The sequence below is a fragment of the Mycobacterium europaeum genome (assembly GCF_034555895.2).
In the GTDB taxonomy this organism is placed as follows: Bacteria; Actinomycetota; Actinomycetes; order Mycobacteriales; family Mycobacteriaceae; genus Mycobacterium; species Mycobacterium europaeum.
Genome location: NZ_CP157315.1, coordinates 705,516 through 729,369 on the forward strand (window position 1 = coordinate 705,516; position 23,854 = coordinate 729,369).

23 protein-coding genes are annotated in these 23,854 nt (G+C 70.3%); 15 read left to right on the forward strand and 8 right to left on the reverse strand.

Annotated features, from left to right (window positions below):
* Positions 1-24: 24 nt before the first annotated feature.
* Both U8D42_RS03495 and U8D42_RS03500 read left to right on the forward strand, forming a co-directional pair.
* Entirely contained in the window at positions 25-1,443 is a 1,419-nt protein-coding gene (locus tag U8D42_RS03495) for an acyl-CoA synthetase (RefSeq protein WP_322859215.1), read from the forward strand.
* 170 nt (positions 1,444-1,613) lie between these two features.
* Positions 1,614-2,900, forward strand: a complete 1,287-nt coding sequence (locus tag U8D42_RS03500; protein WP_322859484.1) for an MFS transporter — start codon at positions 1,614-1,616, stop codon at positions 2,898-2,900.
* 1 nt (position 2,901) lies between these two features.
* Here the strand turns inward: U8D42_RS03500 and dapD are convergent, their stop codons facing one another.
* Positions 2,902-3,855 carry a 2,3,4,5-tetrahydropyridine-2,6-dicarboxylate N-succinyltransferase gene (gene dapD, locus U8D42_RS03505; protein WP_322859483.1) on the reverse strand — a complete coding sequence of 318 codons (954 nt, stop codon included), beginning with the start codon at positions 3,853-3,855 and terminating at the stop codon, positions 2,902-2,904.
* Between the two features lie 104 nt (positions 3,856-3,959).
* Here dapD and dapE point away from each other — a divergent pair, with 104 nt between their 5' ends.
* Positions 3,960-5,024 carry a succinyl-diaminopimelate desuccinylase gene (gene dapE / locus U8D42_RS03510; protein ID WP_322859214.1) on the forward strand — a complete coding sequence of 355 codons (1,065 nt, stop codon included), beginning with the start codon at positions 3,960-3,962 and terminating at the stop codon, positions 5,022-5,024.
* On the opposite strand, the gene U8D42_RS03515 is transcribed toward dapE, so the two are convergent.
* Positions 5,021-7,138 carry an AAA family ATPase gene (locus tag U8D42_RS03515; RefSeq protein ID WP_322859213.1) on the reverse strand — a complete coding sequence of 706 codons (2,118 nt, stop codon included), beginning with the start codon at positions 7,136-7,138 and terminating at the stop codon, positions 5,021-5,023. The genes dapE and U8D42_RS03515 overlap by 4 nt on opposite strands.
* Positions 7,139-7,198: 60 nt before the next feature.
* Between U8D42_RS03515 and U8D42_RS03520 the strand changes: the two genes are divergently transcribed.
* The 7 genes from U8D42_RS03520 to U8D42_RS03550 all read left to right on the forward strand — a co-directional run bounded on the left by U8D42_RS03520 (position 7,199) and on the right by U8D42_RS03550 (position 13,009).
* Positions 7,199-7,762 carry a TIGR00730 family Rossman fold protein gene (locus U8D42_RS03520; RefSeq protein WP_090421089.1) on the forward strand — a complete coding sequence of 188 codons (564 nt, stop codon included), beginning with the start codon at positions 7,199-7,201 and terminating at the stop codon, positions 7,760-7,762.
* Positions 7,763-7,831: 69 nt separating this feature from the next.
* Positions 7,832-9,616 carry a long-chain-acyl-CoA synthetase FadD6 gene (gene fadD6 / locus U8D42_RS03525; protein ID WP_090421086.1) on the forward strand — a complete coding sequence of 595 codons (1,785 nt, stop codon included), beginning with the start codon at positions 7,832-7,834 and terminating at the stop codon, positions 9,614-9,616.
* A 30-nt stretch (positions 9,617-9,646) separates the two neighbouring features.
* Positions 9,647-10,657 (forward strand): dihydropteroate synthase, encoded by a 1,011-nt coding sequence (gene folP, locus U8D42_RS03530; RefSeq protein ID WP_431523821.1) that lies wholly within the window; start codon positions 9,647-9,649, stop codon positions 10,655-10,657.
* Positions 10,654-11,652, forward strand: coding sequence for a glucosyl-3-phosphoglycerate synthase (locus U8D42_RS03535; RefSeq protein ID WP_322859212.1), 999 nt, complete (start codon positions 10,654-10,656; stop codon positions 11,650-11,652). Before folP ends, U8D42_RS03535 begins: the two co-directional genes overlap by 4 nt.
* A 50-nt stretch (positions 11,653-11,702) precedes the next feature.
* On the forward strand, positions 11,703-12,050 hold the full coding sequence (locus U8D42_RS03540) for a DivIVA domain-containing protein (protein WP_322859211.1): 348 nt from the start codon (positions 11,703-11,705) through the stop codon (positions 12,048-12,050).
* Positions 12,051-12,052: 2 nt separating this feature from the next.
* A complete protein-coding gene (locus U8D42_RS03545) occupies positions 12,053-12,631 on the forward strand; it encodes a DNA-3-methyladenine glycosylase I (RefSeq protein ID WP_322859210.1) in 579 nt (192 codons plus the stop codon).
* A gap of 204 nt (positions 12,632-12,835) precedes the next feature.
* Positions 12,836-13,009 carry a DUF3117 domain-containing protein gene (locus U8D42_RS03550; protein WP_003878471.1) on the forward strand — a complete coding sequence of 58 codons (174 nt, stop codon included), beginning with the start codon at positions 12,836-12,838 and terminating at the stop codon, positions 13,007-13,009.
* A 22-nt stretch (positions 13,010-13,031) separates the two neighbouring features.
* On the opposite strand, the gene glgA is transcribed toward U8D42_RS03550, so the two are convergent.
* The gene (gene glgA, locus U8D42_RS03555; protein ID WP_322859209.1) at positions 13,032-14,195 is read right to left on the reverse strand and encodes a glycogen synthase; all 1,164 of its coding nucleotides are present in this window, start codon (positions 14,193-14,195) and stop codon (positions 13,032-13,034) included.
* Positions 14,196-14,354: 159 nt separating this feature from the next.
* Between glgA and glgC the strand changes: the two genes are divergently transcribed.
* Positions 14,355-15,569, forward strand: coding sequence for a glucose-1-phosphate adenylyltransferase (gene glgC / locus U8D42_RS03560; RefSeq protein ID WP_322859208.1), 1,215 nt, complete (start codon positions 14,355-14,357; stop codon positions 15,567-15,569).
* 48 nt (positions 15,570-15,617) lie between these two features.
* On the opposite strand, the gene U8D42_RS03565 is transcribed toward glgC, so the two are convergent.
* The 5 genes from U8D42_RS03565 to U8D42_RS03585 all read right to left on the reverse strand — a co-directional run bounded on the left by U8D42_RS03565 (position 15,618) and on the right by U8D42_RS03585 (position 20,237).
* Positions 15,618-16,292 carry a methyltransferase family protein gene (locus U8D42_RS03565; protein WP_322859207.1) on the reverse strand — a complete coding sequence of 225 codons (675 nt, stop codon included), beginning with the start codon at positions 16,290-16,292 and terminating at the stop codon, positions 15,618-15,620.
* An 8-nt stretch (positions 16,293-16,300) separates the two neighbouring features.
* Positions 16,301-17,944, reverse strand: coding sequence for an ABC transporter permease (locus U8D42_RS03570; RefSeq protein ID WP_322859206.1), 1,644 nt, complete (start codon positions 17,942-17,944; stop codon positions 16,301-16,303).
* A complete protein-coding gene (locus U8D42_RS03575) occupies positions 17,941-18,855 on the reverse strand; it encodes an ABC transporter ATP-binding protein (protein ID WP_322859205.1) in 915 nt (304 codons plus the stop codon). Before U8D42_RS03575 ends, U8D42_RS03570 begins: the two co-directional genes overlap by 4 nt.
* Positions 18,845-19,483 (reverse strand): TetR/AcrR family transcriptional regulator, encoded by a 639-nt coding sequence (locus tag U8D42_RS03580; protein WP_322859204.1) that lies wholly within the window; start codon positions 19,481-19,483, stop codon positions 18,845-18,847. The genes U8D42_RS03575 and U8D42_RS03580 overlap by 11 nt, the downstream gene beginning before the upstream one ends.
* Before the next feature lie 85 nt (positions 19,484-19,568).
* Positions 19,569-20,237 carry an O-methyltransferase gene (locus U8D42_RS03585; RefSeq protein ID WP_085242605.1) on the reverse strand — a complete coding sequence of 223 codons (669 nt, stop codon included), beginning with the start codon at positions 20,235-20,237 and terminating at the stop codon, positions 19,569-19,571.
* 202 nt (positions 20,238-20,439) lie between these two features.
* On the opposite strand from U8D42_RS03585, the gene sigE reads away from it, so the two are divergent.
* The 4 genes from sigE (at position 20,440) to tatB (ending at position 23,824) form a co-directional block, all read left to right on the forward strand.
* The gene (sigE, locus tag U8D42_RS03590; RefSeq protein ID WP_085242604.1) at positions 20,440-21,207 is read left to right on the forward strand and encodes an RNA polymerase sigma factor SigE; all 768 of its coding nucleotides are present in this window, start codon (positions 20,440-20,442) and stop codon (positions 21,205-21,207) included.
* Between the two features lie 111 nt (positions 21,208-21,318).
* Positions 21,319-21,714: an anti-sigma E factor RseA gene (gene rseA, locus U8D42_RS03595; protein WP_322859203.1), complete on the forward strand. Its 396-nt coding sequence runs from the start codon at positions 21,319-21,321 to the stop codon at positions 21,712-21,714.
* A gap of 187 nt (positions 21,715-21,901) precedes the next feature.
* On the forward strand, positions 21,902-23,425 hold the full coding sequence (htrA, locus tag U8D42_RS03600) for a serine protease HtrA (protein ID WP_085242602.1): 1,524 nt from the start codon (positions 21,902-21,904) through the stop codon (positions 23,423-23,425).
* Positions 23,426-23,824 carry a Sec-independent protein translocase protein TatB gene (gene tatB / locus U8D42_RS03605; protein WP_322859202.1) on the forward strand — a complete coding sequence of 133 codons (399 nt, stop codon included), beginning with the start codon at positions 23,426-23,428 and terminating at the stop codon, positions 23,822-23,824.
* Positions 23,825-23,854 lie beyond the last annotated feature (30 nt).

Below are 23,854 nucleotides of genomic sequence, written 5' to 3' on the forward strand. Positions count from 1 at the left end.
CCCGACGCCGGGTAGCCTGCTCACGTGCTGCTGGCGTCACTGAATCCCGCGGCGGTCACCGCCACCGACATCGCCGACGCGGTACGTATCGACGGCGCCGTGCTGAGCCGCAGCGACCTGGTCGGCGCCGCCACGTCGGTGGCCGAGCGGGTCGGCGGCGCGGACCGGGTCGCGATCCTGGCCACGCCCACCGCGGCGACGGTGCTCGCGGTGACCGGGTGCCTGATCGCCGGCGTCCCCTTCGTTCCGGTGCCCGCCGACGTCGGCGCCGCCGAACGCCGGCACATGCTGACCGATTCGGCGGCGCAGGCCTGGCTCGGCCCCGTGCCGGACGAGCCGGAGGGCCTGCCGCACATCCCGGTGCGACTGCACGCCCGGTCCTGGCACCGCTACCCTGAGCCGTCGCGCGACGCCACCGCGATGATCATCTACACCTCCGGCACCACCGGCCTGCCCAAGGGTGTGGTGCTGAGCCGGCGCGCGATCGCGGCCGACCTCGACGCCCTGGTCCAGGCCTGGCAATGGACGGCCGACGACGTGTTGGTGCACGGCCTGCCGCTGTTCCACGTGCACGGGCTGGTGCTGGGATTGCTCGGGTCGCTGCGGGTGGGGAATCGCTTCGTGCACACCGGGAAACCGACGCCGGCGGGCTACGCCCAGGCCGCCGATGCCGGGGGCACGCTGTTCTTCGGCGTGCCGACGGTGTGGTCGCGGGTGGGGTCCGACGAGGCGGCGGCCCGGGCGCTGCGGCCGGCTCGGCTACTGGTCTCGGGCAGCGCGCCGCTGCCGGTGCCGGTGTTCCGGCGGCTGGTAGAGCTCACCGGGCACGAGCCGGTCGAACGGTACGGCGCGTCCGAATCGCTGATCACCCTGTCGACCCGCGCGGACGGCGAGCGACGCGCCGGGTGGGTGGGCCTCCCGCTGACCGGCGTGCAAACCAGGCTGCTCGACGACACCGGCGCGGAGGTGCCGCACGACGGGGAAACCGTTGGGAAGCTCGAGGTTCGGGGTCCGATGATGTTCGACGGTTATCTCAACCGCCCGGAGGCCACCGCCGAGGCGTTCGACGCCGGCGGCTGGTACCGCACCGGCGACGTCGCGGTCATCGACGGCGGCGGCATGCACCGCATCGTGGGCCGCGAGTCGGTCGACCTGATCAAGTCCGGCGGCTACCGGATCGGCGCCGGGGAAATCGAGACGGCGTTGCTCGGGCATCCCGGCGTGCGGGAGGTGGCGGTCGTGGGGATGCCGGACGCCGACCTGGGCCAGCGCATCGTCGCGTTCGTCGTCGGCGCGGCCGACCTGAACCCCGACGACCTGATCGACCGCGTCGCCCAGGAGCTTTCGGTGCACAAGCGGCCGCGCGAGGTCCGCCTCGTCGATGCGCTGCCCCGCAACGCGATGGGCAAGGTGCTCAAGAAGCAGCTGCTGACCGAGGGCTGACCGCTCGACACGCAGCAAGTTGCCAGCTTCAGCGCGAGCGTGACCGTGACGCTTCACCTACCGTCGTAACCGTGTATCGATCCGACCGGGCAGCGAGCGGCCACACGGGTGACCCGCATCGGTCCGTGGGCACCGCCACCATGGCGGGCGCCGCGGCGCCTGCCACCCCCATGCGGCGGATCGCTGCCGCCTGCCTCGTCGGCTCGGCCATCGAGTACTACGACTTCCTGATCTACGGGACCGCGGCGGCGCTGGTGTTCCCCGCCGTGTTCTTCCCCCGCCTGAGTCCCACGGTGGCCATGATCGGCTCGATGGGAACCTTCGCCTCCGCCTTCCTGTCCCGGCCGCTCGGCGCGGCCGTCTTCGGCCACTTCGGAGATCGGCTGGGCCGCAAAAAGACGCTGATAGCGACGCTGCTGATCATGGCCGTCTCCACCGTCGGCGTGGGCCTGGTGCCCAGCACCGCGGCCATCGGGATGGCGGCCCCGCTGATCCTGGTCGGCCTGCGGCTGCTGCAGGGATTCGCCGTCGGCGGCGAGTGGGCGGGCTCGGCATTGCTGAGCGCGGAGTACGCGCCGAGTGGCCAACGGGGCCGCTACGGCATGTTCACGCTGCTCGGTGGTGGTACCGCGGCGGTGCTGAGCAGTCTGACCTTTCTCGGCGTGAACGTCACCATCGGCGAGAACAGCCCCGCGTTCCTGCAGTGGGGGTGGCGCATTCCGTTCCTGGTCAGCGCCGCGCTGATCGGAATCGCCCTGTACGTGCGGCTCAACATCGACGAGACCCCGGTCTTTGCCGAGGAGAAGGCGCACAACCTGATCCCCAAGGCGCCGACCACCGAGGCGCTGCGCCTGCAGCGCCGGGAGATCGGGCTGGCCGCCGGAAGCATGATGACCGCCTTCGGCTTCGTCTACATGGGCAACACCTACCTCGTCATGTACGCGCATTCACACCTGGGTTATTCGCGCGGCTTCATCTGGTCCGTCGGCGCGCTCGTAGGGCTGGTGAGCATCTCCTGCGTCGCGCTGTCGGCCACGTTGTCCGACCGGGTCGGACGCCGCCGCATCATGTTGCTGGGTTGGACGGGGTGCCTGGCGTGGTCGTTCGTCATCATCCCGCTGATCGACACCGGCAGACCCGCCTGGTACGTGGTCGCCATCGTGGGCATGTTCGCCCTCACCGCGATCGGCTCGGGACCCACCGCGGCGTTCGTGCCCGAACTGTTCGCCACCCGCTACCGCTACAGTGGCTCGGCACTGGCACAGAACCTGGCCGGGGTGATCGGTGGCGCGTTGCCGCCGCTGCTGGCCGGAACGTTGCTGGCCACCTATGGCAGCTGGGCGATCGGCCTGATGCTGGGCCTTCTTGCCCTGACCAGCCTGGTCTGCACGTATCTACTGCCGGAAACCAACGGGACCGCGCCGCTCTACGAGGGCCGGATAGACGCCGCCGGGTAGCTCAGTTGGCGTGCAAGTCCTCGTTGAGGGCGATGCCCTGACCGCCGCGGGCCACCACCTCGACGGCCCCGGTGACCGAATTGCGGCGGAACAACAGGTTGTTGCCGCCGGACAGCTCGGCGGCCTTGAGCACCTGTCCGTCGGGCGTGGCGACCTTGGTGCCCGCGGTCACGTACAGGCCGGCCTCGACGACGCAGTCGTCGCCGAGCGAGATGCCCAGCCCCGCGTTGGCGCCGAGCAGGCACCGCTTGCCGATCGAGATGACTTCCGTTCCGCCGCCGGACAGCGTGCCCATGATGGACGCGCCGCCGCCGATGTCCGACCCGTCGCCCACCACCACGCCGGCGGAGATGCGGCCCTCGACCATCGACGCGCCCAGCGTGCCGGCGTTGTAGTTGACGAAGCCCTCGTGCATCACCGTCGTCCCCGGCGCCAGGTGCGCGCCCAGCCGCACCCGGTCGGCGTCGGCGATGCGCACGCCGGTGGGCACGACGTAGTCGACCATTCGCGGGAACTTGTCGATGCCGTAGACGGTCACCGGGCCGTGCCGGCGCAGCCGCGCCCGGACCGCCTCGAACCCCTCGATCGCGCACGGCCCGCGGTTGGTCCACACGACATTGGTCAATACTCCGAACAGGCCGCCGGCGTTCAGCCCGTGCGGCGCCACCAGCCGGTGCGACAACAGATGCAGCCGCAGGTAGGCGTCGTAGGCGTCGGCGGCCACGTCGTCGAGCGAGCCGATGACCGTGCGCACCGCGACGCTCTCGGTTCCGCGGTCGTCGTCCCGGCCGACGAGCGCGGCCAACTCCGGCGGGGCATCCGACGGCGCGAGGCGCGACGTGCCCCCGGTGCCCGATTCGGTCAGTTCCGGTGCGGGAAACCACGTGTCGAGGATCGATCCGTCGGCGGCCAGCGTCGCCAGCCCGATTCCTACAGCTCCAGTCACGGCGGTCAGGTTACTTGGGCCGCCGAGCAGACGCAGAATCGCATCCCAGGGCGGTCGATAGCGCGATTCTGTGTCTGCTCGCCGAATGAAGGCGACCCATTACCCTTGGGGGCGTGCTGGACTTGCGCGGGGATCCGATCGAGCTGACCGCCGCGTTGGTCGACATCCCCAGCGAATCGCGCGACGAGGCGCGCCTGGCCGACGAGGTGGAGGCCGCGCTGCGGGCCCAGACCTCCGGCTTCGAGATCGTGCGCAACGGCAACGCCGTGCTGGCGCGCACCCGCTACCGGCGGCCGTCGCGGGTGCTGCTGGCCGGACACCTGGACACCGTCCCGGCCGCCGGCAACCTGCCCAGCCGCCGGGAGGGCGGCGACCTGTACGGATGCGGCGCCGCGGACATGAAATCGGGTGACGCGGTCTTCCTGCATCTGGCCGCGACCGTGGCCGAACCCGTCCACGATCTGACGCTGGTGTTCTACGACTGCGAGGAAATCGACGCGGCGGCAAACGGTTTGGGCCGCATCGAGCGCGAGCTGCCGGACTGGCTGTCCGCCGACGTGGCCATCCTGGGCGAACCCACCGGCGGATACATCGAGGCCGGCTGCCAGGGCACGCTGCGCGTCGTGATCTCGGCCATCGGCACGCGCGCCCACTCGGCGCGGCCGTGGTTGGGCGACAACGCGATTCACAAACTGGGCGCCGTCCTGGACCGGCTGGCCGCCTACACCGCCCGCACCGTGGACATCGACGGTTGCCAGTACCGCGAGGGCCTGTCCGCGGTGCGCGTCGACGGCGGCGTCGCGGGCAACGTGATCCCCGACGCCGCCGCGGTCACGGTCAACTTCCGCTTCGCCCCCGACCGGTCGGTGACCGCCGCGCTGCAGCACGTGCACGAGGTGTTCGACGGGCTCGACGTGCACATCGAACAGACCGACGCCGCCGCCGGCGCCATGCCCGGCCTGTCCCAGCCCGCGGCCAAGGCCCTGGTCGAGGCGGCCGGTGGCCAGGTGCGGGCGAAGTACGGGTGGACCGACGTCGCCCGCTTCGCCGCGCTGGGCATCCCGGCGGTCAACTTCGGCCCGGGTGATCCGAACCTGGCGCACAAGCGCGACGAGAGCGTTCCGGTCGCCAACATCACCGCCGCGGTGGCGATGCTGCGCGAGTACTTGAGCCGCTAGCGAGCGCCGCAGCGCTGCGCCTGCGCGGCGGCGTCGCCCGCCGCCGCCCGCATGCCCACCGCCGCCAGGTCGTCCGACACCGCCAGCAGCGCCGCCGCGTCGCCGCTGGCCAGCGCCCGCCCGTGTGCAAGCGCGAGTTCTCCTGCCCGGCAGTCGATGTCGTCGCAGATCCGGGCCAGCGGATCGGCCGCCCGGGTGTCGCCGAGCCGCACGGCGTCGTGCCATGCGCGCAGCGCCACGGCCCGCTGCCCGCCGCGTTCGGCCATCCGGGCGGCGTCGCGGGCCGCGGCCACCGCACCGTGCTGGTCACGCATCGACGCCAGCCGCCATGCCCGGGCTACGCCGAGCTCCGGCGCGAACAGCGCCGATTTGGTACCGTGCCGGGATTCGGCCCGGCCCAACGTCTTTCCCGCGGCGGCGATGTCGCCCTGCTGGGCCAGCGCGGTGGCCAGCAGCGTCAACGACAACGGGCCCCACGAATACCCGGTGCGCTCCAGCGTGGCGCCGGCGGGGCCGAGTAGCGCTGCGGCTCGGGCGAACTCGCCGCCGGCGAGCAGGACGTGCGCCAGCAGCACCTCGCCGATCGCCCGGCCCGGCTGCTGCAGCTCGGCGAAATCGGTGAACTGCTGGGCGAGTTCGCGGGCCGCCTCGAGCCGGCCCGCCATCAGCAACGCGGTGGTCTGCCCCAGCCCGATCGTGAAGCGCAGCAACCCGGGATGTTCGGCGGCCAGGGCCCGCTGGGCCAGCGGCTCGACGTCGTCGAAACGCCCCTGCCGGGCCGCGCACAGCGCCGCCGCGCTGGCCGCCCAGGCCACCGCCTGGTCGTCGGCCTCCGGGGTGGCCAGCACCGCGTCGGCGACCTTCACGGCGTGCTCGACGTTGCCGGCGTTCATCGCGAACGTGGCGCTCAGCGCGTCGAGGGTGGTGCGCGCGCCCGCATCCGACACGCGATTGCGGATGGTGCGCAAGAACGCGGTGGCCCGCTCGGGCTCGCTGAGCATCCAGAATTGGTTGGCCGCGCGCAGCAGCGCCCAGTCCATCAGGGCGGCTTCGGTCAGCGCGGTGGGATCCAGGCCGGCCAGCACCGCGTCGGCCTCGCGGCCGCGGCCCTGCCAGCCCAGGGCGTGTGCCAAAGCCAGCCGCGCTGCCAACCCGCCCGACCGCTCCAGGGCCGAGGAGGCCAGTCGTTCGCCCAGGGCGAGATCGCCCAGCCGCAGCGCCTGCTGCGCGGCGGCGACCAGCTCGGCCGCCGGCTGGGGGGCGTCGCTGTCCAGGGCCAGCGACGCCAACCGCAGCCGGTCACTGAGGTGCTCCGACGGATGCTGCGACAACAGCCGCACCACGTCGGTGCGGCGGCGCCGCGCGCCATCACCGCCCAGCGCGACGCGCGCCCGCTCGGCGAACAGCGGGTGGGCCGTGTAGACCACCGGGTCGTCCGAGGCCCCACCGCGCACCCGCGTCTCCGCCGCCCCGCAGTCGCTCGCCGCGCTCACCGCATCCGCGCCGGCGAGGACGCTCAGATCCGCCAGCGACAGCGGCTCGGCCACGGCCAGATAGTCCAGCACCGCCCGGGCGTCGGCCGGCATTTCGGCGAGGAAGGCGTCGACCTCGGCCGGCGTGGTCGTCCCGCCGGGCGCCTCGATGTCGATTCGGGGCAGCAGGCCGTCGGTCCACAGCGCCGCGATGGCCTCGGGAGCCGGATCCGCGCGGCCGGTGACGACCATTCCGGCCTTGCCGGCCAGCGCCAACTGGTACACCAGCGTGGCCGACAGGATGTCCAGGTCGTGGGCGTCGTCGACCACCAGCAGCAGGTCGTCACCGTCCAGCGACGCGCGGGCGGCGCGCAACAGCGCGGCCGGCTTGCCGATGTCGGCGATATGCACCAGGTGGCTGAACGCGCCGAAGGGAACCGCGCGCTCGGTCGGGGTTCCGGTGACCCAGCGCACGCGCGTGCCGGGGTGCCGGCGGCCGAAGTCGTCGACGGCCGACCGCGCCAGCGTGGACTTGCCGCAGCCGTCCGGTCCGAGCACGACGGCGCCCCTCCCGGTCGCCAGCGCCGCCTCCAGCCGCTCCAGGGCCGGCGCGTGCCGGGGGACGTTCCATCGAATCGGCATCGCCGGATTTTATTGCGCGCGGTGTGCGGCCGTCAGCAAGCTTGGTCTACCTTTCGGTGTATGCGCCCGGAACCCGAGCCAACAGGCGACTGGGCGGTGTGCGTGTACTGCGCGTCCGGCCCGCAACATCGCGAATTGCTTGCGGTCGCCGCCGAACTCGGCGAGGCGATCGCCGAGCGTGGCTGGACCCTGGTGTGGGGCGGGGGCCGGGTGTCGGCGATGGGCGCGGTGGCGACCGCCGCGCGCGCCCGCGGGGGCCGGACCGTCGGCGTCATCCCCCAGGTGCTGATGCGCGTCGAGATCGCCGACATCGACGCCGACGAGCTGATCGTCACCGAGACCATGCACGAGCGAAAGCACGTGATGGAGGAGCGCGCCAACGCGTTCATCGTGCTCCCCGGCGGCGTGGGCACCCTGGACGAGTTGCTGGACTCGTGGACCACGGGCTACCTGGGTCTGCACCGCAAACCCATCGTCATGCTGGATCCGCTGGGGCATTACCAAGGGCTCTGGGCCTGGCTGGGCGGGTTGCTCGACAGTGGGTACGTCTCGCAGCCGGCGATGGACCGGTTATTGCTGGTCGACAAGGTGAGCGACGCCGTCGAGGCGTGCGCACCGGACTGAGCGCGCCGGCAACATCGTTATCCCTATTAGGCTGTCCGCCGAGTTGTATACGCAGAATCGAGGGATGACGTGGCCGATCACGACGGGGGAGCGCGGACCGCGGTCAAACTGACCGACATCGCGTCGCGGGCGCCGGGCCTGCTGGCCGATATGCCGGTGATCATGCGCGGGGCGATGACCGGCCTGCTGGCCCAGCCGGGTTCGAAGAAGTCGATCGGCACGGTGTTCCAGGAGCGGGCCGCCCGCTACGGGGACCGGATCTTCCTGCGGTTCGGCGACCAGCAACTCACCTACCGCGACGCCAACGCCGCCGCCAACAGGTACGCCGCGGTGCTGGCCGCCCACGGCGTCGGACGCGGCGACGTCGTCGCGATCATGCTGCGCAACTCGCCCAACGCGGTGCTGACCATGCTGGCCGCGGTCAAGTGCGGTGCCGTCGCCGGAATGCTGAACTACCACCAGCGGGGCGAGGTGCTCGCGCACAGCCTGGGTTTGCTGAAGGCCAAGGTCCTGGTCGCGGAGAGCGACCTGGTCAGCGCGGTCGCCGAGTGCGGCGGCGTGGGCGACACCGAGACGATGACCATCGAGGACCTGGAGCGATTCGCCGTCAGCGCCCCCGCCACCAACCCGGCGTCGGTGTCGGCCGTGCAGGCCAGGGACACCGCGTTCTACATCTTCACCTCGGGCACGACGGGGTTCCCCAAGGCCAGCGTGATGACCCACCTGCGGTGGCTCAAGGCGCTCGCGGCGTTCGGCGGAATCGGGTTGCGGCTGAAGAGCTCCGACACCCTCTACAGCTGCCTGCCCCTGTACCACAACAACGCCCTCACCGTCGCGCTGTCGTCGGTGATCAACTCGGGCGCGACGCTGGCGCTGGGCAAGTCGTTCTCGGCGTCGAAGTTCTGGGACGAGGTGATCGCCGCGGAAGCCACGGCGTTCATCTACATCGGCGAGATCTGCCGGTACCTGCTCAACCAGCCGAGCAAGGTCACCGACCGCGCGCACCAGGTGCGGGTGATCGCCGGCAACGGGCTGCGCCCGGAGATCTGGGACGAGTTCACCAACCGGTTCGACATCGGCCGGGTCTGCGAGTTCTACGCCTCCAGCGAGGGCAACACCGCGTTCATCAACGTCTTCAACGTGCCCCGCACGACCGGTGTCTTCCCGATGCCGCTGGCCTACGTGGAGTACGACCCCGACACCGGGGCCCCGCTGCGCGACGACAACGGACGGGTGCGCCGGGTGCCCTCCGGGGAGCCGGGCCTGCTGCTCAGCCCGGTCAACCGGCTGCAGCCGTTCGACGGCTACACCGACAAGGAGTCGAGCGAGAAGAAGCTGGTGCGCAACGCCTTCCGCGAGGGCGACGTGTGGTTCAACTCCGGTGACGTGATGAGCCCGCAGGGCATGGGGCACGCCGCGTTCGTCGACCGGCTCGGCGACACCTTCCGGTGGAAGGGGGAGAACGTCGCCACCACCCAGGTGGAGGCGGCGTTGGCGTCCGACCCGTCCGTCGAGGAATGCACGGTGTTCGGCGTGGAGATCCCCCGCACCGGCGGCCGCGCCGGGATGGCCGCGGTCAAGCTGCGCGACGGCGCGGAGTTCGACGGCAAGTCGTTGGCCCGCGCGGTATACGGCCAGCTGCCCGCCTATGCGTTGCCGCTGTTCGTGCGGGTCGTGGAGTCGCTGGAGCACACCACGACGTTCAAGAGCCGCAAGGTGGAGCTGCGCGAGCAGGCCTACGGGTCCGACATCAAGGACCCGCTCTACGTGCTGGCCGGCCGCGACGAGGGCTACGTGCCGTACTACGACGAGTACCCCGACGAAGTCGCCGACGGTAAGCGGCCGCGCGGCTGAGTGTGCGCTGTTCGCACCGGGTGTGCACCCATGGCGTCGGGTGTGCGCCGGCGGTGGCGACACGCCGTGACACCGCGCCCCGGCCGCACACCCGATCCCGGGGCGGCGCGTAACCCGGTGACCGGGCACCATAGACGCGTGCAATTCACACCGTCGGCGACGGCCGGCCGATCCACCTGGTGCGGCCGTCCGGTCGCCGGCGATCGCCCGCTGATCATGGCGATCGTGAACCGCACCCCCGACTCGTTCTACGACAAGGGCGCGACGTTCAGCGACGAGGCCGCCAGGGCCGCCGCACACCGGGCCGTCGCCGAGGGCGCCGACGTCATCGACGTCGGCGGCGTCAAGGCCGGGCCTGGCCAGGAGGTCGACACCCAGACCGAGATTGCCCGGTTGATCCCCTTCATCGAATGGCTGCGCGACGCCTATCCGGACCAGCTGATCAGCGTCGACACCTGGCGATCCGAGGTGGCCAAGGTGGCCTGCGCGGCCGGGGCGGACCTGATCAACGACACCTGGGGCGGCATCGACCCGGCCCTGCCCGAGGTCGCCGCCGAGTTCGGCGCCGGGCTGGTGTGCTCGCACACCGGCGGCGCGCTGCCCCGCACGCGTCCGTTCCGGGTGAGCTACGGGGCCAGCACGCGCGGCGTGGTCGACGACGTCATTCGCCAGGTCACCGCGGCCGCCGAGCGCGCGGTCACCCACGGGGTGGCCCGCGACCGCGTGCTGATCGACCCAGCCCACGATTTCGGCAAGAACACCTTCCACGGCCTGCTGTTGTTGCGTCACCTGGACGATCTTGTTAGTACCGGGTGGCCTGTGCTCATGGCTTTGAGTAACAAGGACTTCGTCGGGGAGACTTTGGGTGTGGAATTGACCGAGCGGCTGGAGGGGACGCTGGCGGCCACCGCGCTGGCGGCCGCCGCCGGAGCGCGCATGTTTCGCGTGCACGAGGTCGCCGCGACGCGGCGGGTGCTGGAGATGGTGGCGTCCATCCAGGGGATACGCCCGCCGGCGCGCACGGTGAGGGGGCTGGCATGACGGCATCCGACCTGGTCGCCGGCGACCTGACCGCGGACGCGGTGCTGTCCGCCCGGCCCGGCGACACCTGGCTGTCCGATCGCAGCTGGAACCGCCCCAGCTGGACCGTCGCCGAGCTCGAGGCGGCGAAGGCGGGGCGGACCATCTCGGTGGTGCTGCCGGCGCTCAACGAGGAAGAAACCATCGAATCGGTGGTCGACAGCATCTCCCCGCTGGTTGACGGGTTGGTCGACGAGCTGATCGTGCTGGATTCCGGTTCGACCGATGACACCGAGATCCGCGCCGTCGCCGCCGGCGCCCGCGTCGTCAGCCGCGAGCAGGCCCTGCCCGAGGTGCCCATCCGGCCCGGCAAGGGGGAGGCGCTGTGGCGCTCGCTCGCGGCCACCAGCGGCGACATCGTCGTGTTCGTCGACTCCGACCTGATCAACCCGCACCCGATGTTCGTGCCGTGGTTGGTCGGCCCGTTGCTCACGGGTGACGGCATCCACCTGGTCAAAAGCTTCTACCGGCGGCCGCTGCAGGTCGGCGACGTGGGGGGCGCCGCGGGCGCCACCGGCGGCGGGCGGGTCACCGAGCTGGTGGCCCGGCCGCTGCTCGCGGCGCTGCGGCCGGAGCTGGGCGGCATCCTGCAGCCGCTCGGCGGGGAGTACGCGGCCACCCGTGAGCTGCTGACGTCGGTGCCGTTCGCGCCGGGCTACGGGGTGGAGATCGGCCTGTTGCTGGACACCTTCGACCGGCTGGGTGCCAACGCGATCGCGCAGGTCAACCTGGGTGTGCGCGCACACCGCAACCGGCCGCTGGCCGAGCTCGGCGCGATGAGCCGCCAGGTCATCGCGACCCTGCTCGCGCGCTGCGGGGTTCCCGACTCGGGGGTCGGCTTGACGCAGTTCCTCGCCGTTGGCCACGACGGACCCGATGGCCAGGGCTACACCCAGCACACGTCGCCGGTGTCGCTCGCGGACCGCCCGCCCATGACGGTCCTGCGGCCGCGCTGACGCCCCGCTGCTTCGCCGCGGTGTCGGCGGCATAGGGCAGTATCGACGACGTGGCGTTGGTGTTGCTGTACCTGGTGGTCCTGGTGCTGGTGGCGATCGTGCTGTTCGGCGCGGCGAGTCTGCTGTTCGGTCGGGGTGAGCAGCTGCCGCCCCTGCCGAGGGGGACGACCGCGACGGTGTTGCCCGCCTACGGTGTGACGGGCGCGGACGTGGACGCCGTCAAATTCACCCAGGTGCTGCGCGGATACAAGACCAGCGAGGTGGACTGGGTGCTGGACCGGCTCGCCCGCGAGCTCGAGGCGCTGCGCGGTGAGCTGGCCGCGGTGCATGCCCCCGCGGCGGCCGAGGATGAAGCCGAGCCCGTGGAACCCGGGGGCGGCGAGGATCGTCAGGACTAGATGTGAGCGATGACGAGCTGGTCCGGTGTGGTTGGGCGGCCATTCGGCCCGGCCCGGATTTCCAGATGTACCGCGACTACCACGACCAGGAGTGGGGCCGCCCGGTGCACGACGGGGTGGCGCTGTTCGAGCGGATGAGCCTGGAGGCCTTCCAAAGCGGCCTGTCGTGGCTGATCATCCTGCGCAAACGGGAGAACTTCCGGCGCGCTTTCGCCGGGTTCGATTTCGAGGAGGTCGCCGGCTACGCGGACGCCGACGTGCAGCGGCTGATGGCGGACACGGGCATCGTGCGCAACCGGGCCAAGATCGACGCGACGATCGCCAATGCGCGCGCCGCGGCCGAGCTGGGGAGTGCGGCCGACCTGTCGAAGCTGCTGTGGTCGTTTGCGCCGGAACCGCGTCCCCGGCCCGCTGACGGCTCCGAAATTCCCTCGGCGAGCGAGGAATCGAAGGCCATGGCGCGCGAGCTCAAGCGGCGCGGGTTCCGCTTCGTGGGGCCGACCACCGCCTATGCGCTGATGCAGGCAACGGGGATGGTCGACGACCATGTCCGGGATTGTTGGGTGCCTTCCCCCCGGTGACGATGCCGTCGGGCGGTCGCGGTTCAGCCGCCCGCTAAGCCAGGAGAACCGGGTCTTTGTACAACTCGTGACCTGGATAGGGAACAATGGGGGGGTGATTTGGCAGTTCGATGTCGGGTATGGCTGGAAAATCGCTGGCGGGGCATGCTCGGCGCCGACCAGGTCCGCAAAGGCGGGCCAGCTCGAACCTGGAGGGAGCACTCGATGGCGGCGATGAAGCCCCGGACCGGCGACGGTCCTCTGGAAGCAACCAAGGAGGGGCGCGGCATCGTGATGCGGGTACCACTTGAGGGTGGCGGTCGACTGGTCGTTGAGCTGACGCCCGACGAAGCCGCGGCCCTCGGTGACGAACTCAAGGGCGTCACGAGCTCCAGCTAAGACGTGCCGGCCGACGGCCGCGCTACGCACACACCTTTCGATAGACGTCCAGGGTCTGCTCGGCCACGCGGGCCCAGGAGAATTCCTCGATGCAGCGCTGGCGCCCCGCCCGGCCGTAGCGCTTCGCCTTCTCGGGGTCGGCGACCAGAGCGTTGACCGCGTCGGCCAGCCTGGTCTGGTAACCGGCCGGGTCGCCGGCGTCGTAATGCACCAGCGAGCCGGTCACCCCGTCGACGACCACCTCGGGTATCCCACCGACGTCGGACGCCACCACGGGCGTCGCGCACGCCATCGCCTCCAAGTTCACGATACCCAGCGGCTCATACACCGATGGGCAGACGAAAACCGTTGCGGCCGATAGGATTTCACGCAGCTCGCCGATGGGCAGCATCTCCCTGATCCAGAACACCCCCTGCCGCTGGTCGGTCAGCCGCGCCACCGCGGACCGGATCTCGTCGGCTATTTCCGGGGTGTCGGGGGCGCCCGCGCACAGCACCACCTGCACCTCGGGGTCGAAGTGGTGCGCCGCCGCCAACAGGTGGGCAACGCCCTTCTGCCGGGTGATCCGGCCGACGAAGGCCACGGTGGGCCGGTCCGGGTCGACCCCGAGTTCGGCCAGCACAGACCCGGTTTGCATCGGCCCGGCCGGATGCCAGACGTCGGTGTCGACCCCGTTGCGGATGACGTGCACCAGGCTGGGATCCAGCGCGGGGTAGACCCGCAGGATGTCTTCGCGCATCGCGGAGCTGACCGCGATGACTGCGTGCGCGGCCTGTACCGCGGTGTGCTCCACCCACGTCGACACGCGGTAGCCACCGCCGAGCTGTTCGGCCTTCCACGGCCGCAGCGGCTCGAGCGAATGCGCGGTCAGAACGTGGGGGACGTCGTAGAGCAGCGCGGCCAGGTGCCCGGCCATGCCGGTGTACCAGGTGTGCGAATGCACGACGTCGGCCGCCGACGCGGCGTTGGCCATCATCAGGTCCGCGGACAACGTCGTGAGCGCCGGGTTGGCTCCCTGCAAGCGCGGATCGGGCTGGTGCACGAAGGCGTTCGGTCGCGGTTCGCCCATGCAGTGCACGTCGACCGCGCACAATCGGCGCAGTTGGCCGACCAGTTCGGTGACATGTACACCGGCGCCCCCGTAGACCTCTGGTGGGTACTCCCGAGTCATCATCGCCACCCGCATACCCGCACGGTAGTTCGCTCGCGGCCGGCCCCGCGAGCCGGGCCGACAATCCGTGGCGGGGTTCCGGGTTGCCAAATACCTTGACGGACAGCCGCACAGAACACCGCCAATAGCGCGGTCCCCCTGGCAGCGTTTCGCGGCGGCCGATAGGTTGAAACCATGAGGGAAGCGCCACACGTGCTGGGCATCGTCCTGGCCGGCGGTGAGGGCAAGCGGCTGTATCCGCTGACCGCGGACCGGGCCAAGCCCGCGGTTCCCTTCGGCGGCGCCTACCGGCTGATCGACTTCGTGCTGTCCAACCTCGTCAATGCGCGCTACTTGCGGATCTGCGTTCTCACTCAGTACAAGTCGCATTCACTGGACCGTCATATTTCGCAGAACTGGCGGCTGTCCGGCCTGGCCGGTGAGTACATCACCCCGGTGCCCGCGCAGCAGCGCCTGGGCCCGCGCTGGTACACCGGCTCCGCCGACGCGATCTACCAGTCGCTCAATCTGATCTACGACGAAGACCCCGACTACATAGTCGTTTTCGGCGCCGACCACGTGTACCGGATGGACCCCGAGCAGATGGTCCACTTCCACATCGAAAGCGGGGCCGGCGCAACGGTGGCCGGCATCCGGGTGCCGCGCAGCGAGGCCACCGCCTTCGGGTGCATCGACGCCGACGATTCCGGCCGCATCCGCGACTTCGTGGAGAAGCCCTTGGATCCGCCGGGCACACCGGATGATCCGGAGGCGACCTTCGTGTCGATGGGCAACTACATCTTCACCACGAAGGTGCTCATCGACGCGATACGTGCCGACGCCGACGACGACCACTCCGACCACGACATGGGCGGCGACATCATCCCCCGCTTGGTCGGCGACGGGATGGCCGCGGTCTACGACTTCAAAGACAACGAGGTACCCGGCGCCACCGACCGCGACCGGGGTTACTGGCGTGACGTGGGGACGCTGGACGCGTTCTACGACGCCCACATGGACCTGGTGTCGGTGCACCCGGTGTTCAATCTCTACAACAAGCGCTGGCCGATCCGCGGGGAGTCGGAGAACCTGGCGCCGGCCAAATTCGTCAACGGCGGCTCGGCGCAGGAGTCGGTGGTCGGCGCCGGCAGCATCATCTCGGCGGCCTCGGTGCGCAACTCCGTGCTGTCGTCCAACGTCGTGGTCGACGACGGGGCGATCGTGGAGGGCAGCGTGATCATGCCGGGCGCGCGGGTCGGCCGGGGCGCGGTGGTACGCCACGCCATCCTCGACAAGAACGTCGTCGTCGGCCCCGGCGAGATGGTCGGCGTGGACCTGGAGAAGGACCGGGAGCGCTTCGCCATCAGCGCCGGCGGTGTGGTTGCGGTGGGCAAGGGCGTCTGGATCTAGCCGGGGCCGTCCCCGCCCGCGCCGGTGACGCGCGGGTCGTCCCGGCCGTCACCAGACGTAGGGCACCAGCCGGTAGCGCACCCGTCGGCGATAGTCGCGGTACCCGGTCAGCTGCTCGGTGAGCAACTTCTCCTCGTCGAGGATGCGCAGCGCGAGCATGAGGCCGCCGGGAATGACGAACAACAGTCCCCAAAAGGAGCCGAGCGCCAAGGGCATGCCGATCATCATGATGACGTTTCCGACGTACATGGGGTGGCGCACGAATCGGTAGAGCCCGTCGGTCACCAGCGTCTGGCCCGATTCCACGGTGATGGTGGCGGCGGCATAACCGTTTTGGACGATCACCAGCATGGCGACCCCGAGTCCCGTCGCCACCAGGACGTCGCCGACCACACACAGCCAGGCCGGAACCGACGACCAGCCGAACCGGTGGTCGAGCGCGCTGAAGACCATCGTCGCGAAGAGGGTCAGAAACGAGCCCGTGATGATGAATTTCTGGATCGCCCGGGGTTCCGCCCGCGGACCCGCTTTCATACGCCGCTGCAGGGCCGCGGGGTTGTTGCGCGCCAGATAGATCACGGGGACGATGGTCGCCGCCATGAAGACGGCGATGAAAACCCATGCCTGCCAATAGCGCAACGTGCCCGCCGGAACGAAGACGATCAAGCCGAACGAGACGATTCCCCAGATCGATGTCAACGTCACGCGGATGCCGGTTTTCACAACGCCTCCTAGCTACGCAGGTCCCGGCGCCGGAAAGCCATGACGCCGAGCGTAACGAGTGCGGTGTCGATGGCCAACAGCCAAAGCAGTGGCACGCCGGTGAAATCCGCGCCGACCCGGGGCACGTGGGCGAACGGTTCCAGGTCGAGCAACCACTGCGGGAAGCCGGCCAACGACCCGATCAGGTACAAGGCGATGAAGCCGACGAGAACGCCCCAGGCCACCGGCGTGAATCGCGGCGCGAGACCGAACGCGGCGACGGTCACCGCCGACAGCAGCCAGACGGCGGGCAGCTGCACGGCCGCGCTTCCCACCATGACGGCCACCTTGCCGCCGACGTCGCCGGCCGCGGCGCCGTAGACGAGTCCGCCGGCCACGCCGCTGACCAGCATGGCCGCCGCGGACCCCAACGTCGCCGCCAGTACGTGGCTCGCCAGCCAACGGGTCCGGGACACCGCGCCGGCCAGGGTCGTCTCGGCTCGTTGACCCGTTTCCTCCTGGTGCAATCGCAGTGTCAGCGAGACGGCGAACGCGGCGGCCGCCATGCCCAGCATGGTGAACGCGACGGCGATGAAGGCCTCCGCCAACGCGTTGGTGCCGCCCATCCGGACGACGATGTCGCGCGCGGCGTTGCTGTTGCCGAGCTCGTCGCCGATGCCGTGCACGACGCTGCCCATCAGGACGCCATACAGGCAGAGGCCCACGGTCCACAGCAGCAGGGCGCCGCGGTCCAGCCGCCACGCCAGCCCGAACACGTTGCCCAGCGCGGGCGCGGCGGAGCCGGGGCCGGGGCGTTCGGCGAACAGCCCGGCGCCGACATCGCGGCCGGCCAGCAGCCGATACGCCATCGCGGTGAGCGCGACGGTGGTCGCCACGTGCAGCGCCAGCACCGCCCAGTGGTCGCCCGCGTAGGGCCGCACTTGCAGCGACCAGCCCAGCGGCGAGAGCCACGACAGCGCGCCGGAACCGGCGTCGCCGAGGGCGCGCAGCGTGAACGCGGCCGCCAGGACCGTGAACGCGGCGCCGCGCGCGGTCCGGGCGCTCGGCGACAACTGCGCGGTCACCGCGGCGACGCCGGTGAACACCAGGCCGGAGCAGGCGAGCGCGGCGCCGAAGGCGAGCGACCCGCCCGGTGGGACGTCGGTGGTGAGCAGTCCCGCCGCGCCGATCACGCCGGTGGCGATGCTGGCCCCGAAGGACAACAGCAGCGCGGCGCTGAGGCTGGCGTAGCGGCCGACCGCGGTCGAGTCCAGGAGCTCGGTCCGGCCGGCCTCCTCGTCGGCGCGGGTATGCCGGATGACGGTCAGGATGACGGCCACCGAGATCAGCAGATGGAACATCCCGGCTTTCCAAATGCCCACGGCCCCAAGGCTGTCGTTGTAGATCTGCCCGTAGAGCGCGCGCTGTGCGGGGCTGGCCATGATGGTGGCGGCGAACCCGGCGCGTTCGGCCTGGGTGGGATAGACCTTTGCGATGCTGCCCACGTACACCGTTGCCAGCGGTACCGACAGCAGTAATACCCACAGCGGCAGCGAGATTCGATCGCGGCGCAGGTAGAGCCGCAGCATCCCGAGCGTCCCCGAGAAGTTCGGCCGGCGTTGCGGCACGGGGTGGGCCGGTCGGTGCGACCGAGCCAGGGTTGCGGTGGTCATGACGCGGAAACCCTGCCCGCCGTGTCGTAATGGCGCAGGAAGAGTTCCTCGAGCGTCGGCGGCTGGCTGACGAGGCTGCGCACGCCGGCGTCCCCGAGCGCGCGGATCAATTCCCCGAGGCTTTCGCCGTCTACCTGCGCGCGCACCGTGTGGCCCTCGACGCTGACGTCCTCGACCCCCTTGATACGAGTGAGGTCACCGGGGTCGCCGGTCATTTCGGCCCGGATCGAGGTGCGGCTGAGATGCCGCAGCGAGGCCAGTGAACCGCTCTCGATGGTCTTGCCGGCCCGGATGATCGTCACCCGCTCGCACAGCGCTTCGGTTTCGGCCAGGATGTGGCTGGACAGCAAGACCGTCGCGCCCCGGTCGCGCGCCTCGGCGACGCACTGCTGAAAGACGTTCTCCATCAACGGGTCCAGGCCGCTGCTGGGCTCGTCCAACAGCAGCAGCCGGGCTCGCGAGGAGAAGGCCGAGATGAGCGAGACCTTTTGCCGGTTGCCCTTGGAGTAGGTCCGCGCCTTCTTGTGCGGGTCGAGGTCGAAGCGCTCGATCAACTCGGCGCGGCGCCTGCGATCGATGCCGCCGCGCATGCGGGCCAGCAGGTCGATGATCTCGCCCCCGGTCAGCGTCGGCCACAGCGTGACATCGCCCGGAACATAGGCGATGTGACGGTGTAATCGCACCGCGTCGGTCCACGGGTCCCCGCCCAGGAGTCGCACGCTGCCGCCGTCCGCCTTGACCAGACCCAACAGGATGCGGATGGTCGTCGACTTCCCCGCGCCGTTGGGGCCGAGGAAGCCGTGCACTTCGCCTTCGCGCACGGTGAGATCGAGGCCGTCGAGCGCGCGCACCGCCCCGAATCTCTTTGTCAAGCCGCGGATGTCGATCGGCGCGGCAGTGTCAACTGGCATCGGTTTCTCCTTGCTCTTCTGTGGCCAGGAAGGCGTCGTACATGGTGCGGTCGACCATCAGCCCTTCGGTGTAGATCTCCAGCGCGGGCAGCACCATCTCGCGCGCGTAGTCGCGCAGGACCGCCCGGATGTCCGTTGGGGTTTCGTGCATCTGCAGATACAGCAGAAAGCCGCCACCGCCGGTGATGCCCATGTAGCGGGCCCGGGCGTGCGGGTCCCGGCTGGGTTTGATGGTGCCGGCTCGCACGCCCTCGTCGAGGTACTCCTCGGCGTTGTCGATCATCCTGCGCCACAACATCTTCGCCAGCTCGCCGCCGGATTGCATGCTGCGAACCAGGTAGGCCATCATCGGTGCGTACGACTCGATCTCGGCCAGCTGGGCGAACCAGGTGGCGGGGTCATTCGACCGAAGCGCCTCGGACTTGCTGTTGCGGATCTCTTCGGCGATGTGGGCGTCACACGCCTTTCGCAGGCCCTCCTTGGAGCCGAAGTGGTGGATGACCAGCGCGGCGCTCACGCCGGCCGCTTCGGCGATCGCGCGCAGGCCCACGCCGAACCCCTGCTCGCCGAACCGCTCGATGGCCGCGTCCCGGATCCGGGCGGCGGCGGTCAGGTCGGCTGAACGCATGTTCAGCACACTAAACGTACGTTCAGTCGCTGGTCAATAGGGTGGCGCGTCAAGAATTCGTATCGGTCGGATCCGGGTGCGCCGTCTAATCGCGCACGGCGGCCAAGATGCCGTCGCCCAGCGGCACCAGCGCCGGGGTGAGCCGCTCGTCCTCGGCGATGAGTCGCGCCGCTTCCCGCACCGCGACCACCTCGGCGTCGCGGGCGGCGGGATCGCCGGCCCGCCCCCCGAGGGCCGCGCGGTGCACCACGATGACGCCCCCGGGGCGCAGCAGCCGTACGCCCTCCATGACGTAGTTGGGCTGGTCGACGGGGTCGGCATCGACGAACACCAGGTCGTAGGACGCGTCGGCGAGCCGGGTGAGGACCTCTTGGGCCCGGCCGCTGATCAGCCGGGTGCGCGACGGCCCGATCCCGGCTTCGGAGAACGCCTGCTTGGCGAGCCGCAGGTACTCGGGCTCGATGTCGATCGTCGTCAAGACCCCGTCGTCGCTCATGCCGGATAACAGCCAGAGCCCGCTGACCCCCGCTCCGGTCCCCACCTCGGCGACGGCCTTGCCGCCGCTGAGTTTGGTCAGCAGGCTCAGCAGCGCACCCACCGCCGGGGTCACCGCCCCGGCGCCGATGTCCATCGCACGCTCGCGGGCGGCCGCCAGCAGCGCGTCCTCCGAGATCGACCCCTCGGCGTGCGCGAAGAGGGATTCGGCTCGACTGGGCGCCGGCTGGCCGGGGGGTTCTGCGTCGGTGCCGTCCATGCCCGCAGCGTATTCCACTCCGTTGCGCACCCCGGCGTGGCACGCCTAAGCCGCACCCTCGTGACACGCCCGGCAGGGCCGACGCGTTTAACTTCACCGCGCGGCGGATATCTCCTGCGCAGCGATGGTAACGATCCGGTTTCTCAGGTTGAGCTCAGATTGTTCATATATCGCACATACGCCGATACGCGACGGTGTCCCTATGGATCGCGGAGCGCGTTGGCACGGGAATACGGACTGGCGGCCACGTGTTGCCGCCGGTGACGACTTGTCGCTTTTGGGCAGGACGGATTCGGAGGATCTGATCATCACCACGCTTTTGGGCCCGACCAGCATGTCGCACGCGCAGGACTGCCCCGCAAACGAGTGGGCGGAGGAGTCCGACGGTTTGCAGGGCACCGCAGTATTCGACGCGACCGGGGACAAGTCCACGATGCCGTCGTGGGACGAACTGGTGCGCCAGCACGCCGACCGGGTGTACCGGCTGGCGTACCGCCTCTCCGGCAATCAGCACGACGCCGAGGACCTCACCCAGGAGACGTTCATCCGCGTTTTCCGGTCGGTGCAGAACTATCAGCCGGGAACGTTCGAAGGCTGGTTGCACCGCATCACCACCAACCTGTTCCTCGACATGGTGCGCCGGCGCGCCCGGATCCGGATGGAGGCGCTGCCCGAGGACTACGAGCGTGTACCGGCCGACGAGCCGAATCCCGAAGAGATCTACCATGATTCGCGGCTCGGCCCCGATCTGCAGGCGGCGCTGGATTCGCTGCCGCCGGAGTTCCGCGCCGCGGTCGTGCTGTGTGACATCGAGGGCCTGTCCTACGAGGAGATCGGTGCGACGCTGGGCGTGAAGCTGGGAACGGTGCGCAGCCGCATCCACCGCGGACGGCAGGCCCTGCGCGACTACCTGGCCGCGCATCCCGACCAGGGCACCGGCCGGAACGCGCTGCACGCCGAGTCGGCGTAGCCCCGCGCCCGCCGCGGCCCGCGATGCCAGCGGTTTTGCCGCCGGTAGACGCGGTATTGCGCGTCGCCTCGCGCTACATTCGAGGGGTAGGCGCGATGAAAGGACCCGGTGATGGCCGATCGAGGACATGTCTTCCGGCGCGCGTTCTCCTGGCTTCCCGCTCAGTTCGCCTCTCAGAGCGATGCGCCCGTCGGCGCGCCGCGGCAGTTCGGTTCCACCGAGCACCTGTCGGTGGAGGCCATCGCGGCCTTCGTCGACGGTGAGCTGCGGATGAACGCGCACTTGCGGGCGGCGCACCACCTGTCGCTGTGCCCCCAATGCGCGGCCGAGGTCGACGACCAGAGCCGGGCGCGCGCGGCGCTGCGGGACTCGCACCCGATCCGCATCCCGAGCGCGCTGCTCGGGATGCTGGCCGAGATTCCCTACGAGTCGCCAGAGGACGCGGAGACCAGCGCGGCCGACCGTTTTGCTGACCGCGATGCCCGTGAACAGCGCAAGCGTCGCTAGCTCGCTTCCTTCTCCTCGAGATCCTCGCGGTTGATCCGGCCGAATTTTGCGCACCCCGCCCGTGCGCTCATGGGCGAGGTGTCCCGAACCGTGGATACTAGGGTGGACACGACCGCGCCGGTGTCGCACATCTCGCCCGGTGAAGGGCCCGTCTCGAGCGCTCAAGAAGAGGATCCAAAGGGGTAACGTGACCTCCGATCAAGGCTTCGACCAGAAGCAGGACAGCGGCCAGAACCGCGGCAACCGTCTGGCGCCGCGCCCCATCTCGCGTCCGCCGGTCGACCCCGCGTCGCGTCAACTGTTCCGCCGCCCCGCCGGGCTGCGCGGATCCTTCGTGGCCGATCGCGTGCGCCCGCCGAAGTATCGGGACCAGACCGAGTTCTCCCCGCACGACGAGCCGGCCGATCCCGTGCTTCAGGAGGCGTTCAGTCGGCCGACCGGCAGCCCCGACTCCCTGCAACGCCACCCCGTCGACGCCGGCGCGCTGGCGGCCGAGAAGGACGGCGCCGGGCCGGACGAGGTCGACCCATGGCGTGACCCGTCGGCGGCGGCCGCGCTGGGCACCCCGGCGGTCGCCCCGTCTGGACCGCGGGGGCCGCAGGGCTACGGCGGCAAGCTCGGGGTGCGCGATGTGCTGTTCGGCGGCAAGGTGTCCTACCTGGCGTTGCTCGTCTTACTGCTGATCGCGCTGCTCATCGGCGTCATCGGCGGGGTGGTCGGCCGCAAGACGGCCGAGGTCGCCGAGGCGTTCACCACCTCGAAGGTGACGCTGTCGACCAACGGCAACGGCGAAGGCCCGGCCGGTCGCTTCGCCAAGGTGGCGGCCGCGACCGCCAACGCAGTGGTGACGATCGAGTCCAAGAGCGACCAGGAGGGCATGCAGGGCTCCGGCGTGGTGGTCGACGGCCGCGGCTACATCGTCACCAACAACCACGTGATCTCCGAGGCGGCCAACAACCCCAGCCAATTCAAGACGACCGTGGTGTTCAACGACGGCAAGGAAGTGCCGGCCAACCTGGTCGGCCGCGACCCCAAGACCGACCTGGCCGTGCTCAAGGTCGACAACGTCGACAATCTCAGCGTGGCCCGGTTCGGTGACTCGAACAAGGTGCGCGTCGGCGACGAGGTGCTCGCTGCCGGTGCGCCGCTGGGGCTGCGCAGCACCGTGACCCACGGCATCATCAGCGCGCTGCACCGGCCCGTTCCCTTGTCGGGGGAGGGCTCGGACACCGACACCGTCATCGATGCGCTGCAGACCGACGCGTCCATCAACCACGGCAACTCCGGTGGTCCGCTGATCGATATGGATTCACAGGTGATCGGCATCAACACCGCGGGTAAGTCGCTGTCCGACAGCGCGAGTGGGCTCGGCTTCGCCATCCCGATCAACGAGGCGAAGGAAGTCGCGCAGACGCTGATCAAGGACGGCAAGATCGTGCACCCGACGCTGGGGATCAGCACCCGGTCGGTGAGCAACGCCATCGCCTCCGGGGCCCAGGTCGCCAACGTGAAGGCGGGCAGCCCCGCGCAAAAGGGCGGGATCCTGGAGAACGACGTCATCGTCAAGGTCGGTAACCGCACGGTCGCCGACGCCGACGAGTTCGTCGTGGCCGTGCGCCAGCTGACCATCGGGCAGGACTCCCCGGTCGAGGTGGTCCGCGACGGCCGGCACGTCACCCTCACCGTCAAGCCCGACCCCGACGGCAGCTAGATGTTCGGCAGCCTGAGCTGGGAGCACATCCTGGTCCTCGTCGTGGTCGGGTTGGTGGTCCTCGGCCCCGAACGGCTCCCCGGCGCGATCCGCTGGACGTCGACCGCGCTGCGCCAGGCGCGCGACTACCTCAGCGGGGTGACCACCCAGCTGCGTGAGGACCTCGGGCCCGAGTTCGACGAGCTGCGGGTTCCGCTGAGCGAACTGCAGAGACTGCGGGGGATGACTCCCCGCGCCGCCCTGACCAAGCACCTGCTGGACGGCGACGATTCCTTCCTCACCGGCAACTTCGACAGGCCGGCCAACGGTGCTGCGGTCACTCCGTCGGAGCCGTCGCCGCCGCCGCAACCTCAGCCGCACATCCCCGGGCCGACGCCGTTCGACGCCGACGCGACTTAGCGCGGCGCAGTCGGGCGAAGCGGGTCGCCG

Bases quoted from the DNA above. Each gene is read 5' to 3' on its own strand.
- glgC (WP_322859208.1), top strand. From the start codon at position 14,355: ATGAGGGAAGCGCCACACGTGCTGGGCATCGTCCTGGCCGGCGGTGAG.
- tatB (WP_322859202.1), top strand. From the start codon at position 23,426: ATGTTCGGCAGCCTGAGCTGGGAGCACATCCTGGTCCTCGTCGTGGTC.
- folP (WP_431523821.1), top strand. From the start codon at position 9,647: ATGGCGTCGGGTGTGCGCCGGCGGTGGCGACACGCCGTGACACCGCGC.
- U8D42_RS03580 (WP_322859204.1), bottom strand. From the start codon at position 19,483: ATGCGTTCAGCCGACCTGACCGCCGCCGCCCGGATCCGGGACGCGGCC.
- U8D42_RS03535 (WP_322859212.1), top strand. From the start codon at position 10,654: ATGACGGCATCCGACCTGGTCGCCGGCGACCTGACCGCGGACGCGGTG.
- U8D42_RS03515 (WP_322859213.1), bottom strand. From the start codon at position 7,138: ATGCCGATTCGATGGAACGTCCCCCGGCACGCGCCGGCCCTGGAGCGG.
- U8D42_RS03550 (WP_003878471.1), top strand. From the start codon at position 12,836: ATGGCGGCGATGAAGCCCCGGACCGGCGACGGTCCTCTGGAAGCAACC.
- U8D42_RS03520 (WP_090421089.1), top strand. From the start codon at position 7,199: ATGCGCCCGGAACCCGAGCCAACAGGCGACTGGGCGGTGTGCGTGTAC.
- glgA (WP_322859209.1), bottom strand. From the start codon at position 14,195: ATGCGGGTGGCGATGATGACTCGGGAGTACCCACCAGAGGTCTACGGG.
- U8D42_RS03500 (WP_322859484.1), top strand. From the start codon at position 1,614: ATGCGGCGGATCGCTGCCGCCTGCCTCGTCGGCTCGGCCATCGAGTAC.
- U8D42_RS03570 (WP_322859206.1), bottom strand. From the start codon at position 17,944: ATGACCACCGCAACCCTGGCTCGGTCGCACCGACCGGCCCACCCCGTG.
- U8D42_RS03575 (WP_322859205.1), bottom strand. From the start codon at position 18,855: ATGCCAGTTGACACTGCCGCGCCGATCGACATCCGCGGCTTGACAAAG.
- rseA (WP_322859203.1), top strand. From the start codon at position 21,319: ATGGCCGATCGAGGACATGTCTTCCGGCGCGCGTTCTCCTGGCTTCCC.
- U8D42_RS03585 (WP_085242605.1), bottom strand. From the start codon at position 20,237: ATGGACGGCACCGACGCAGAACCCCCCGGCCAGCCGGCGCCCAGTCGA.
- sigE (WP_085242604.1), top strand. From the start codon at position 20,440: ATGGATCGCGGAGCGCGTTGGCACGGGAATACGGACTGGCGGCCACGT.